We start from the raw sequence: 12,822 nt of genomic DNA on the forward strand, positions 1-12,822 counted from the left end.
GCGTGTCCTCATTTGAAGAATTGGTTTTAAATACTTAAAATCCTCCTTTGAGTTATTTTTATTTCTATATTTTCAATGGCACGTACTCTTCTTACCGATGATATCTGGCAGCAAATTCAAGATACTATGCGATTACATGGTTGCTACCGTTCAAAGAATAGTAGAAATATCATGGAAGCGATCTTATGGAAACTGCGTACAGGCGCCACATGGCGTGATATTCCTCAAGAATTTTGTCCTTGGCAAACTGCTTATAATCGTTTTAATCGTTGGGCAAGCAAGGGATTGTGGAATAAATTTTTTTTAGATTACGAGGCGTCTTGGATCAAGAATGGGTATTCATTGACGGAAGCTACATACGCGTGCATCAACATGCAAGTGGAGCTCGGCATGGTTTCGAAAGAGCAATTGGACAATCACGTGGTGGACGAACAACAAAAATACATCTTGCAACCGACGCGAATGGATTACCGATTGATTTTAAAATCACTGGGGGTGGCGTCCACGACAGTCAAGTTGCAAAACAACTGATTGATACTGTAGGCGAGGCAACTTATCTCATTGCTGATAAGGGGTATGATGCTGAGCACATTAGAATATATGCCCAGAACAAGGATATGATTCCCATCATTCCAATGAGATCAAATAGTAAAAGATCGAATAAGGTGTTTGATAAATATCTATATAAATTAAGACATTTAGTTGAAAATGTGTTTGCGAGATTGAAGCATTTCCGAGCGATTGCAACCCGATTTGATAAGCTTGCACGAAATTACCAGTCTATGATTTACATTGCTTGCATGTTTATTTGGTGTAAAGCCAAATGAGGACACGCCCTAACCAAAAAGAAGATCGTTTTTTGATTTATGAAAGAGATCTAATGGATAGGTGAAACAAGAAATCTTAAATAAATACGCATATAATATTGCTCCTTCTATATTTCTAATTTTCGGGATAAAAATAGCGAAAGGTCAGATTGATCCGTGGTGTAATGACTTTCGTGGTCTTGGTAATTTGATGTTTCCAGAACTGCTGGGTTTGCCCACGCATCACAATCAGCTGTCCACTTTGAAGCAGCAACTCTACCAGATCCCCAGTATAGTTATGCTTAAAACGCATTTTCCGGGTAGCACCAAAACTTAAAGAAGCAATGACAGTTTCATGCTGTTTTGACATCAAACTGGCTTCATTATCACTATGCCAGCCCATGCCTTGCTGACCATGTTCATACAGGTTGGCCAGACAGGAATTAAAGGGATGACCTACCTGCTGTTCAATATGCTGTTTCAATCTCAATAATGCTGGCTGCCAGATATGGGCTTTCTTCAAGCTGCCCGAATAATGGTATTGGTAATTTGCATCACCATACCAGGCAATTTTACGGGCAGTGACATGGTGCTTGCCAAAAAGGAAAACCTCATCCTGCTCCCAAGCCAGATGCTGCAAAAAATAGTCGAGATATTTCTGACTTTGCTCTCCATTTAAAATCAGACCATGGTCTTCTACTACCCCGTCACAGGGCAAAAGATTGGTTTGAGGCTGGGGTGAAAACAAATCCAGTGTCATGTCAGTTTCATTCTCTTTAGAGCTTTTATCCTGTCATTTTCGCTTTCTGCACACAACTAAAATTGCACAAATCAATACAAATCAGCTTCTTGTGAATGATCATTCAGGGGCATAAACTTGTTTTAACTTTCACAATAAAAATAATACTGCATGGATCTTTGGCAACTCTTTCACAAGCTGCGTCCCTTTGTCCGTCCTTACCGGCTGCTGGTGATTGCGACCCTGATATTGACCCTGATCGGTTCATTTACCGCTCAGGTCAACGCGATCACTTTGCAATATGCGGTCGACAGTATCAATAAGCTGCTTGAAGCAGGTGAAGGACTGAATGAGGGTTGGCATATCCTGATTACCATTTCAGCGATCTTGCTGGTGAAAGAAGTGATTAATGCTTTTGTGCAGTTTGGACAAAAATTCTATGGAGAAAAGTTGCGAATTTTTGTATCTCAGGACCTGGCACAAGGCATTATTGAAAAGTTTCTGACCTATCGATTGGCTTTTTTTAATCAGAACAATAACCAGGCCGGTAAATTGCAAACCCGTATTGACCGTGGCATTGGCTCACTGACGCGTCTGGTGCAGATCTTCTTCATTGATATTCTGCCGCTATTTACCAGCGCGATTGTAGCTTTGGGCCTGATGTACTATGCCAATATTTATGTGGGGATGGTAGCCACGGCGATTGTACCAATTTACTTCTGGCTGACCTACAAACAGGCACAAAAACTGGGCGGCTGGCGTCGTAGTTTGAGAGATGGTCGCGAGAAAAAGAGTCAGGGCATTCTCAGTATTATTAACTCGATAACCGTAATTAAATCCTTTAACCGTGAGTCGATTGAGTCCAAAAAGCAGCTCGGCCTACAGCGTGAACTGACCGATAATCAGATGAAAACCCGTCAAACCAGTTTTCTGTTTGATGGTCTGAAAACCTTTATTGAGCAGATTGGCATCGTCCTTATCATTATTCTGACCGCTTATTTTGTGCTTGCTGGTCAGATGAGTATTGGCATGATCATGTATCACGTGCTGCTGTTTAATAATGTCTCGGCACCAATCCGTTCGTTGCACCGGATTTATGATGAAGTCAATGATGCCATGATCTATTCCGAGAGCTTCTTTAATATTCTGGAAGCAGATCATGAAATTGAATCCAGTGGACAGCAGAAACCACCTGTTCAGGGCAAATTTCAGCTGAGCCATGTCGAATTCTATTATCCGAATGGACACCATGCCCTAAAAGATATCAACATGGAAATCCGCCCTAACAAGATCACTGCGCTGGTCGGTTTATCGGGTGCGGGTAAATCCACTTTGATTAGTTTACTGGATAAATTTTATGAACCACAGCAAGGCAAGATCACCTTGGATGGTATTGATCTTCAGGATTATGACACCCAGTATTTACGTGATCATATTGGCTTAGTTCTACAGAAAAATCATATTTTTCAGGGCACGATTTTTGACAATATCCGTTATGGCAAGACCAGTGCCAGTATGCAAGATGTCATTGAGGCCGCACAGAAAGCTTCGATTCATGAACAGATCTTACAGTTGCCCAATAGTTATGATTCCGATGCCTTGCAGCTTTCTGGCGGACAGCAGCAGCGCATTGCCTTGGCACGCATGTTCCTGAAAAATCCGCCGATTATTTTTCTGGATGAACCAACTGCCAGCCTGGATGCCATTGCTGCTGAACAGATCAAGCAGAGTCTGGATCAGATCAAGCAAGGTCGTACCGTGATTATTATCTCGCATAGCCTGTCGCAGATTATTGATGCAGATTATACCTACGTGATGAAAGAAGGCGCGATTGCTGAACATGGCGAGCATGATCAGCTTTATCATCGGGACGGCGTGTATAAGCAAATCTTTGACGCGATGGCAAAGAGCCTCAATATCGAAAAGATTGCGAGGACCTTTGAGGAAGATGCAGAAGAGGAAACACATAGTTAAAAAGCTGAAAAAGTTCTATTCCCTCAAACATAGATCTAAAAAAAAGCGGCCTAATAGACCGCTATTCAGCAAACCAGTTCAATTTGCCTAAAAGCGTAAAATCCACTCACCTCGAACATAACGATAGTTATAATCTGGCCCATAGAAAGAAGCACTGCGGTTATATCCAGCATTCAGACGCAAAAACTGCTCACCACGTACAGGACTTTGCAAGATCAATTCAAATAACCGTGTGTTCTGACTAGCATCATCATTAATTTTTTCACGGCCTAGCCCGGCAGTAATACCGGTAGTCCATCCAGAAATACGTTTACGCCAGCCAATAGCAAACATGCTTTCTTGATAATCTTTCGGATTGAAGTACTCGCCCCCTACATCCGTCTCACTACTGCGATAAGTGCGATATCGGGCTTGCAATGTCAGGCCTAGGTCAAGTGAAGGCTGATAGATAAGCCTAACTCGTCCATGATCACGGCGGTTATCATCTGAAAAGGGCTGTGAACCCGCTACTCCTACTACGGTGACATGATCTCCCAGACCTTGATCCAGTGCAGCACCCACAAAAGTAAAATGTGTTCCATGTTCTAAAGCAGCTTGGGTTTCAACCCAATCTCGGTTAGCAAAAACTTCAATAGCTGTCTTTTCTGCAAGAGGCGTACGATAACTACCATCGAAGGTTAATAAAGTATGATCACCTTGCTCGAATAGCCCCGCTTCTAAGACCCAGCCATTAGCGGTAGCAGATTCAATATCACGTCCAATAAATGAGATCTTCTGACCATCTTGTTTCCAGTCATCAGCTCTATATTGATAAGCACTGCCACGTACCCCTAAATAATGATCAGCATCTTCATATTGAGGCAAAAATTCTGCTGATAATTTACGAGTCTGGAAACCTTCGCTATCGTCACTGAAAAAGAATTCAGTTCCAGCCGCATGCTCTTTTCCAATTTTCTCTTCTTGTAATACATCTGCATAATTACTGGTACTCGTCATACTAATGATTAAAGCAACACCATACAGACAGATTTTATAACTTCTCATTTTATTTTGTCCCCCAGGTTTTTCTTGTTCTGAAAACTTCATCCAGATATCCTAAAATACTGGCGGGTTGTAGCAAAAAACTATAGGTCAGCACATACAGTAAGAAACCAACAAAATTCTTTCTTACTTTGAGATCTAAATCTTTGAACATGCTCCGCTCAATCTTGTAATTAAGTAGACCAAGTAGAAATGCCAGTGGCAATAGTGCAAGAGTCATAATCCCAACGATCCAATAGTGTCCAAAGCATGCCAAGATGAGCCCCGGGATAAAGCCAAAAGTAAAAGCAATATCTAACCAGGGAAAAAATAAATTCCAATGAATAAAAAATGTAGACAATCTTGGTTTAATTAAAATAGCGGGATGTTTAATAAAGGCTTCGATCATACCACGTGCCCAACGCTGACGTTGTTTGACAAAGACTTTAAGAGTCATGGGGGCATTGGTAAATAAACAGGCGTCCTCACAATGCCCAACACGATAGCCTGCTTTTAATAAAGCCCAGGTCAGCACAATATCCTCACCTACACATTCAGGCCATCCTCCCACCTCAATTAATGCATCACGGTCATAAATAGAAAAAGCACCTTGAGCAACCAAAGTTCCTTGATATAAAGATTGCAAACGTTTAGTAGCAGCGATGCCCAGAAAATAATCCCATTCCTGCACCTTGGTAAGCATATTCTCACGAGAATTACGCACCAGAATCTTGCCAGCCACAGCACGTGTATTAGGGGGATCTAACTTGTAGCGCTCAACAATATTAATCAATGCCACTTTATGTAAGTAAGAGTCAGCATCAACGGTAATGATAAGATCATGTTCGGCAATTTTTAAACCTTGATTTAATGCATTGGCTTTACCTGCATTTTTCTTTAAATCCAGCAAGGCTAGCCAAGGATATTTGGCTTCAGCCTGTCGAACAATATCTGCTGTATTATCTTGGGAGCCATCATTGATAACAATTACTTGTAATGGTCCTGGATATTTTTGCAGAGCAATACTGACCAGTGTATCTTTAATTGAGGCAGCTTCATTATAGGCAGCAACCAGCATTGTAATCCCAGGATAAACGGGTAAAGGTTCTCGCTTCGGTCTTCGATCCATCAGCAGACTAAAAGCTGCAAATGAATTCATAAAACCAAGAATAATAGCTATACCATATACGAAAAAATAGCCGCAAATTGACCAATATAATTACTCAGATCATCTATCCAATCTTGAGCGATCCATATTGAAAATCCTGCCCAGAAGCAGGCACCAATAAATGCTACAACGAACTTAAGCTGTACAGTAAAGTAAAGCCCAGACCCTGCTTTTTTATTTTCATCTATGATCATAGATTTTTCTTCAATGCGTGAATTTGCTTAATAGGATGCCTAAACCATCCTAAATAGAATTAATTATGTGATCAGAAGAAATGCGGATATTTTCTTACATAAATATCTGTTGCATTAAATATGCCTGCGTGAATTCAAGAACTACTTCACACTTTCAAGGGAGATTGGGTCACATTTCGCACAATTGCACGCTTTTTTGTATTATTTTTTTATTAAAAAATATATTTTTTGTAACTTTTGCATTAGTTTATTGCTTAAAAAATTATTAACATTTAAATGATTCACTATCTTAAACAAATAATTAGGATTTCATTTTTATTAATTTATAATAAAAATTTACTATAAATCGACGTCTCTTTATAGCTTTATTTACCTAGAAAATTAACGCTGCATCGAACCGTATTAGAGAGAAATCCCCCCAGTCCTAAAGCACTGCAATAATGAAAGTAGGGTAGCAATCTATTCAAAAGAGCTTGCTAGATTTTAGTTATATTCTACTAGCCAGGCATTCATTTCCGCTAGCTGCTGTTCATTGAGCTGCCCTACTGAGGCCTGCAACTGCAGCACATGAATCAGGTAATCATACTTAGCATTCAGATAATCAGTTTTGGCAGAAAAAGCATTACGCTGTGCCAGCAGCACATCCACCATAGCTTTCAGCCCTTCCTGATATTGTGCGCGGGATGCTTGAGAAACAATTTCTGCTGATTCCATTGCCGCCTTGCGGGCATTCAGCTTGGCTTCATCTGTTTCCACCTGTAGATAAGACTGTTTCACATCAGTATTGGCTCTACGTATCGCAGCATCCAGCTGGGCATCACTACGCTGCACCAGCACCCCTGCTTTTTGGATATTCTTGCTGGTACGGCCACCGCTAAACAGATTCCAGTTGACCTCTACTCCGACCTGATCAAAGTCTCCATTAGAAGATAAAACGGTTTCTGGCGTCTGTTTCAAATAACCATAAGTTGCCACTGCTTCAACTTGCGGATAGCGTGCTGCTTCTTCAACACGTTTGGCATCTTCGGAATAACGCTTTTGCAGACGAGCCTGTAGAATTTCCAGGTTCTGGCTTTGTGCCAGTTCGGTCCAGGACTGGATATTGGCTGGTAATGGTTTCTGGAACTGGAAATCATTGCGTAGGACCGCCAGATTATCCTGATAAGGACCAATTAACTGCGCCAGTTGCTCCTGTGCCAACACCAACTGTACTTGGGTAGCGATTCGGTTGGCCTGAGCACTCTGATATTGGGCATTGGCTTCGCTGACATCACTGCGTGCTACCAGACCTTCTTTGAGTTTGGCATTCATCATGCGCAACTGTTCAGCCAGTGCCTGCTCTTCCTGTAAATAGGCACTGGTCAGGGATTGCTGACGTAATACATTAAAATAAGCTTCTGCTACCTGCAAAATATGCTGCTGCTTCTGCAGACGCAAATTGACTTCACTCAGTTCTACTGAGGTTTTGACCTGCTTGTAGCCTTGCCAGGCATCCCAGCGAAACAAAGGTTGACGCGCAGTCACAGCAATCTGTCGGGTGGTTGTACTTGAACCCTGTAATTCCCCAAATTCCGCAGGCAAGCCTTGTGTTCCAGAATTATCAGTCGACTGGTTTTTTCGGGTCACATTTCCCGACAGGCTTACAGTTGGAAGTAAATTACCGCTGGCAATTCCAAGATTCAGCTGGTCGGCTTCATATTGCAGCACATTGGCCTGCCAGTTTGGATCATTTTGTTTGGCACGTTCGTAAGCCTCAACCAAGTCCAGTGCCCATACGGCAGAACTTGAACACAATAGGCTGGCACTAAGGATGAATTTTATCTTCATTTATAATGTGAATCCCTAACTGCTGTATCGTCATACCTAACAAAATATAGCCAAATGCTTGAATCTTAAAGTGATACAAATATTACTTGTCTATTCCTAAACTTACGTATGATTTTTATTAATTTTTTTAATTCAAATAAGTGAACTTATCCTATATTGATTCACATTTTTGAGTCGATGACAACAGCTTAACAAACAGCTTCACAATACTAAACAGTCTGTTGGCACAAGATGTATACAATAGGCGCATTCCCCGCTGTTATTCATTATTTGTATCAGAGCATAGAGTTATAGTGTCTACACGTTTTTCCTCAATTTTAGTTGCCAGCTGCCTTGCCCTGTTGCTGTTGCTGATGCTTGCCTGTCAGCAGCCCAAACAGCCGCAGGTCGAAATTGAGCCTGCTGAAACCAGTGTCAAGAAAAATACTGCAACTCAAGATTTTAGCCTGATGTGCCAGAATATTGAAAAACAGATGGCTGAAATTGATGACCAGCGCACGACTTTTGCGCTTGAGCAGATCAATCAGAATCTTAAAGTGTGTCTGCCACTGTTAGAGCATAAACAGCAAAAAAACCTGATGCGTCATGCCAATGCCATGTATAGCCGTTTCCTGAAAGTTGAAAGAACACCAGCCCAGCAACGTGCATTTGAACAATATGCGCTGGAAATGGCTCAACATCCGACCATTCAGCAAAGTCATTTTGTTGAACTGACTGCCCGTGACCAGTACCTGCTTAAACATAAAGGACAAGCATATGTCGAAGTGGTGGAGCAAGGGCAACAGCAACTGACTTATCGTCGTAGTCCTGAATATTTGGCTCGTATCTTTGCACCTTATCTCCCGGCAGCAGAACGTGCTTTTATTGAAACTTTATCTCAGCAGAATCTTGAACCAGTATTCACGCAACAACGCTTAATGATTGAACCTGCTGAAATTGCTGCGCGTATTCTGGACTGGGAGGATTATCTCAAGCGTTTTCCGCAAAGCCCTTACCAAAAGGATGCTGAATATCTGCTACAGCAATACAGCTACTTCCTGTTTCATGGCATGAATAGTGCGCCAATTTCCCAGGATTACCGGGATCGTTATGCCGTTGATCATAGCCATCTGGAAACCATTATCGGTCTGTCTAAAGGCAATGAAGGTGGCATCACTTCCAAGGCACAACGCTTTCTAGAATTTCTGGATATGAATGAAGAGCAGCGCAAACAGGTGCTTGACAGCGAATATCAGAACCGTTCAACCTGGGAACAGATTGCACATTATTCCGGAATTCAGATGCCAGCCCAAGACTATAAAAAAGACTGTTTCAGGGACGCCATCTGTTTATAACAGCCTTTTTCCCTGAAATCTTTACTGCATATTTCTGCTAGAAAGTAGCGAATCACGTCTACTTTTTATCCCCTAACTATTATATGATCGCCTGAGCTTGACGGAGCGCGAGTAATCACTCGCTGAGATCACCAAAATAGCCTTTTAAAGTGCAATTTGATGGTGAGTACCGTTGAACCTGATCAGGTTAAGACCTGCGTAGGAATCAAGCCTCTAAAAACTTAAAGCCCTCTTTCTATCTATAAGATAGATCCGCCTGCGTTTTTGGTCGTGCTTGATTCGTTGATGTCATTCTAAGGATCATTGCCATGAACCAATTAACGAATCTCTCCACTCCCGCAACTGATGCTCATCATGAGCAGGAAGCTCGAGATCTCACCCGTATTTTACCAGCTTCCCGCAAGGTCTATATTCAAGGTTCACGCCCTGATATTCAGGTGCCAATGCGTGAAATCTCACTGACAGATACGCCGACTGGCCTGGGCGGTGAAAAAAATCTACCTTTAATGGTGTATGACACGTCTGGTGCTTATACCGATCCTGCAATCACGATTGACCTGAACAAAGGTCTGCCGCATGTACGCGAAAGCTGGATTGAACAGCGTGGTGATAGCGAAGTACTAGAAGACTTAAGTTCCGAATTTGGTCGCCAGCGCCTACGCGATATCCGTACTGCCAATATCCGCTTTGCACATATTCAAAAACCTCGTCGTGCTAAACGCGGTCATAATGTCAGCCAGATGCACTATGCCAAGCAAGGCATTATCACACCGGAAATGGAATACATCGCCATTCGTGAAAACCTGCGCCAGCGTGAAGGTGTCGACATGCGCCAGCATGCCGGACAGAACTTTGGTGCGAAAAACCTGACTGAAATCACACCAGAATTCGTGCGTCAGGAAGTTGCAGCGGGCCGTGCCATTATTCCAGCCAATATCAACCACCCTGAATGCGAACCGATGATCATCGGGCGTAATTTCCTGGTCAAGATTAATGCCAACATCGGTAACTCGGCACTGGGTTCATCGATTGAAGAAGAAGTTTCAAAAATGACCTGGGCAACCCGCTGGGGTGCTGACACGATTATGGATTTGTCTACAGGCCAGAATATTCATGAAACCCGCGAATGGATTATCCGTAACTCCCCTGTGCCAATCGGTACTGTGCCAATTTATCAAGCGCTGGAAAAAGTGAATGGCGTAGCCGAAGACCTGACCTGGGAAATCTTTAAAGACACCCTGATTGAACAGGCCGAACAGGGCGTGGATTACTTTACGATTCATGCTGGCGTGTTATTACGCTATGTCCCACTGACTGCGAACCGTCTGACCGGGATTGTATCCCGTGGTGGTTCAATCATGGCGCAGTGGTGTCTGGCCCATCATCAGGAAAACTTCCTGTACACGCACTTTGATGAAATCTGTGAAATCATGAAAGCCTATGATGTCTCATTCAGTCTGGGTGATGGTCTGCGTCCGGGCTGTATTCAGGATGCCAATGATGAAGCGCAATTCTCCGAACTGCGTACCCTAGGCGAACTAACCCATCGTGCCTGGGAACATGATGTACAGGTAATGATTGAAGGTCCGGGACATGTGCCAATGCATATGATCAAGGAAAATATGGATCTGCAACTGGAAGTCTGTAAAGAAGCGCCTTTCTATACATTGGGACCTTTAACCACCGATATTGCACCGGGCTATGACCATATTACTTCTGCCATTGGTGCCGCGATGATCGGCTGGTATGGCACCGCGATGCTGTGTTATGTGACGCCAAAAGAACATTTGGGTCTGCCAAATAAAAAGGATGTCAAAGACGGTATCATCACCTACAAGATTGCCGCGCATGCAGCGGATCTGGCCAAAGGCCATCCGGGTGCACAGGCACGTGACAATGCCCTGTCCAAAGCCCGTTTTGAGTTCCGTTGGGAAGATCAGTTTAACCTGAGTCTGGACCCGGATACGGCGCGCAGCATGCATGATGAGACCATGCCGAAAGAGGCACACAAGTCAGCGCATTTCTGTTCGATGTGCGGTCCGAAATTCTGTTCGATGAAGATCACCCAGAATGTGCGGGATTATGCGAATAATCAGAAAAATGCACAGCAGGCAGCAGAGCTTGATCCAGAGGTTGAAGCAGGTCTTAACAGCATGAAAACCAGCTTCATTGAAAGTGGTCGAAATTTATATCATAAAGTCTAATTCCCACTGAAAATCAGTTGTTTTTGCTAAAAACTCAGATAGGATGAAATAAATGTTTTCATCCTTTTCTGATTTATGAAGATTATTCAGCAAGCGTCCTATAACTATAATGATGTCGACCTGCAACAGCGCGAATATCTGTATCAAGGATTCGTGAAAGTCGAAAAAGTGCAGCTGAGTCATCGTCTTTTTGAGAGCAATAAATATATTCCTCCGATTCAGCGTGAACTGATTGCGCGGCGTCCTGCAGCTGGGGTGCTGATTTATAATGACCAACAACAAAAATTTGCCCTGATCGAGCAGTTCCGTATTGGAGCACTGGATGATACCGATTCCCCATGGCAGCTGGAAATCATTGCCGGGGTTTTAGATGATGATGAATCTCCAGAGCACTGCATCCGTCGTGAAGCACTGGAAGAATCTGGCTGTGAAATCCAGGGGCTGCAACATCTGTATAGTTTCTATCCTTCAGCGGGTGCCTGCTCTGAACTGTTCCACCTTTATGTGGCTCAGGCGGAACTGCCTGAACATGGCGGTGTATATGGCATGCCGGATGAAGGGGAAAATATCCAGCTGCATATTTTTGATTATGCCCACCTTCCAGAATTATTCCGTTATAACCGCCTCAAAAATGCGCCCGTCATTATGGCATTACAGTGGTTACAGCAACATATCTCAACAGCCTATCCAAAGGAGTAGATCAGATGACACAGACCTCTACTCCTGCATCTGAAAAAGTCTGGACGCTCATCCAGATTTCAGACACGCATCTGATGGATCAGCCTGAGCTTGAATTTGCCCGCATGAATCCGGAGCAGAGCTTTTTAGAGGTCGTACACGACATTCAACAGCGTTTTCCGCATATTGACGCTTTGGTACATACCGGAGATCTGGCCCAGGTTGCAGCAGAATCTACCTATCAACGTTACTTACAGTTTATGCAGGCCTGGAATGTGCCGCATTATCAGATTCCAGGTAATCATGATGATTATCTCGCTATTTTTCCTTTTTATAAAAATAGTGATGAAGCGCATGCGATTAGCTTTGGTTGCTGGACTTTAATTCTGCTCAACAGTGCTGTAAAGGGTCGGGTCGATGGCTGGGTAGAACAAAAACAGCTGGATCAGCTGGAACAGTTATTGCTTGAGCATAGCAAGCAGTATGTGATCGTGACCTGTCATCATCATCCTTTTGCGATGCAATCACACTGGATTGACCAGCATCGGCTGAAAAATTCAGAAGCATTGAAAGATGTGATTGCACGACATACCAATGTCAAAATGGTGCTATTTGGACATGTGCATCAGGATTCTGAAAATGAATGGCAGGGTGTGCGCTATCTGTCCACCCCTTCAACCAGTGTACAGTTCAAACCCTTGAGCGAAAATTTTGCCTTAGACCAGGCACAGCCCGGCTATCGCGTATTACAATTAAAAGACAATGGTGAGTACCAGACTTACATTCAAAGGGTGGTTTTAAAGCAAGCTAAAATTAATACTGAAATTTCAGGTTATTAACTTTTCAATTTGTTTTTTTTGCTTTACTTTATTGCTCTT

11 protein-coding genes and 1 riboswitch are annotated in these 12,822 nt (G+C 43.0%); of the genes, 6 read left to right on the plus strand and 5 right to left on the minus strand.

Features of this window, described 5'->3' with window-relative positions:
- The first annotated feature begins 75 nt into the window (after positions 1 to 75).
- Positions 76 to 827, plus strand: a protein-coding gene (locus C8322_RS11525; protein WP_228156503.1) for an IS5 family transposase whose coding sequence is annotated in 2 segments (ribosomal slippage) — positions 76 to 310 and positions 310 to 827 — 753 coding nt in all. Because the reading frame shifts where the segments join, the coding sequence is not laid out codon by codon here.
- 115 nt (positions 828 to 942) lie between these two features.
- On the opposite strand, the gene C8322_RS11530 is transcribed toward C8322_RS11525, so the two are convergent.
- Positions 943 to 1,566, minus strand: a complete 624-nt coding sequence (locus C8322_RS11530) for an alpha-ketoglutarate-dependent dioxygenase AlkB family protein (protein WP_103799979.1) — start codon at positions 1,564 to 1,566, stop codon at positions 943 to 945.
- Positions 1,567 to 1,716: 150 nt separating this feature from the next.
- Between C8322_RS11530 and C8322_RS11535 the strand changes: the two genes are divergently transcribed.
- The gene (locus tag C8322_RS11535) at positions 1,717 to 3,519 is read left to right on the plus strand and encodes an ABC transporter ATP-binding protein (RefSeq protein ID WP_111810647.1); all 1,803 of its coding nucleotides are present in this window, start codon (positions 1,717 to 1,719) and stop codon (positions 3,517 to 3,519) included.
- An 87-nt stretch (positions 3,520 to 3,606) separates the two neighbouring features.
- On the opposite strand, the gene C8322_RS11540 is transcribed toward C8322_RS11535, so the two are convergent.
- The 4 genes from C8322_RS11540 to C8322_RS11555 form a co-directional block, all read right to left on the minus strand.
- Positions 3,607 to 4,563: a hypothetical protein gene (locus tag C8322_RS11540; RefSeq protein WP_228156504.1), complete on the minus strand. Its 957-nt coding sequence runs from the start codon at positions 4,561 to 4,563 to the stop codon at positions 3,607 to 3,609.
- A gap of 1 nt (position 4,564) precedes the next feature.
- Positions 4,565 to 5,698, minus strand: coding sequence for a glycosyltransferase (locus C8322_RS11545; protein WP_228156505.1), 1,134 nt, complete (start codon positions 5,696 to 5,698; stop codon positions 4,565 to 4,567).
- A gap of 17 nt (positions 5,699 to 5,715) precedes the next feature.
- A complete protein-coding gene (locus C8322_RS11550) occupies positions 5,716 to 5,901 on the minus strand; it encodes a hypothetical protein (RefSeq protein WP_008306839.1) in 186 nt (61 codons plus the stop codon).
- Between the two features lie 483 nt (positions 5,902 to 6,384).
- Positions 6,385 to 7,728, minus strand: coding sequence for a TolC family outer membrane protein (locus C8322_RS11555; RefSeq protein ID WP_111810649.1), 1,344 nt, complete (start codon positions 7,726 to 7,728; stop codon positions 6,385 to 6,387).
- A 293-nt stretch (positions 7,729 to 8,021) separates the two neighbouring features.
- On the opposite strand from C8322_RS11555, the gene C8322_RS11560 reads away from it, so the two are divergent.
- From C8322_RS11560 to cpdA, 4 genes are all read left to right on the plus strand, one after another.
- Positions 8,022 to 9,062, plus strand: coding sequence for a hypothetical protein (locus C8322_RS11560; protein WP_004810106.1), 1,041 nt, complete (start codon positions 8,022 to 8,024; stop codon positions 9,060 to 9,062).
- A gap of 91 nt (positions 9,063 to 9,153) precedes the next feature.
- A riboswitch (TPP riboswitch) is annotated at positions 9,154 to 9,284 on the plus strand.
- Between the two features lie 86 nt (positions 9,285 to 9,370).
- Positions 9,371 to 11,266, plus strand: a complete 1,896-nt coding sequence (thiC, locus tag C8322_RS11565; protein ID WP_004810108.1) for a phosphomethylpyrimidine synthase ThiC — start codon at positions 9,371 to 9,373, stop codon at positions 11,264 to 11,266.
- Between the two features lie 75 nt (positions 11,267 to 11,341).
- Complete coding sequence (locus tag C8322_RS11570) at positions 11,342 to 11,965, plus strand: NUDIX domain-containing protein (RefSeq protein WP_111810650.1); 624 nt, start codon at positions 11,342 to 11,344, stop codon at positions 11,963 to 11,965.
- Positions 11,966 to 11,970: 5 nt separating this feature from the next.
- Entirely contained in the window at positions 11,971 to 12,783 is an 813-nt protein-coding gene (gene cpdA, locus C8322_RS11575) for a 3',5'-cyclic-AMP phosphodiesterase (protein WP_111810651.1), read from the plus strand.
- Positions 12,784 to 12,822 lie beyond the last annotated feature (39 nt).

The sequence above is a fragment of the Acinetobacter sp. SM1B genome (genome assembly GCF_003289665.1).
GTDB lineage: Bacteria > Pseudomonadota > Gammaproteobacteria > Pseudomonadales > Moraxellaceae > Acinetobacter > Acinetobacter schindleri.

Bases quoted from the DNA above. Each gene is read 5' to 3' on its own strand.
- C8322_RS11530 (WP_103799979.1), bottom strand. From the start codon at position 1,566: ATGACACTGGATTTGTTTTCACCCCAGCCTCAAACCAATCTTTTGCCC.
- C8322_RS11535 (WP_111810647.1), top strand. From the start codon at position 1,717: ATGGATCTTTGGCAACTCTTTCACAAGCTGCGTCCCTTTGTCCGTCCT.
- C8322_RS11540 (WP_228156504.1), bottom strand. From the start codon at position 4,563: ATGAGAAGTTATAAAATCTGTCTGTATGGTGTTGCTTTAATCATTAGT.
- C8322_RS11545 (WP_228156505.1), bottom strand. From the start codon at position 5,698: ATGAATTCATTTGCAGCTTTTAGTCTGCTGATGGATCGAAGACCGAAG.
- C8322_RS11550 (WP_008306839.1), bottom strand. From the start codon at position 5,901: ATGATCATAGATGAAAATAAAAAAGCAGGGTCTGGGCTTTACTTTACT.
- C8322_RS11555 (WP_111810649.1), bottom strand. From the start codon at position 7,728: ATGAAGATAAAATTCATCCTTAGTGCCAGCCTATTGTGTTCAAGTTCT.
- thiC (WP_004810108.1), top strand. From the start codon at position 9,371: ATGAACCAATTAACGAATCTCTCCACTCCCGCAACTGATGCTCATCAT.
- C8322_RS11570 (WP_111810650.1), top strand. From the start codon at position 11,342: ATGAAGATTATTCAGCAAGCGTCCTATAACTATAATGATGTCGACCTG.
- cpdA (WP_111810651.1), top strand. From the start codon at position 11,971: ATGACACAGACCTCTACTCCTGCATCTGAAAAAGTCTGGACGCTCATC.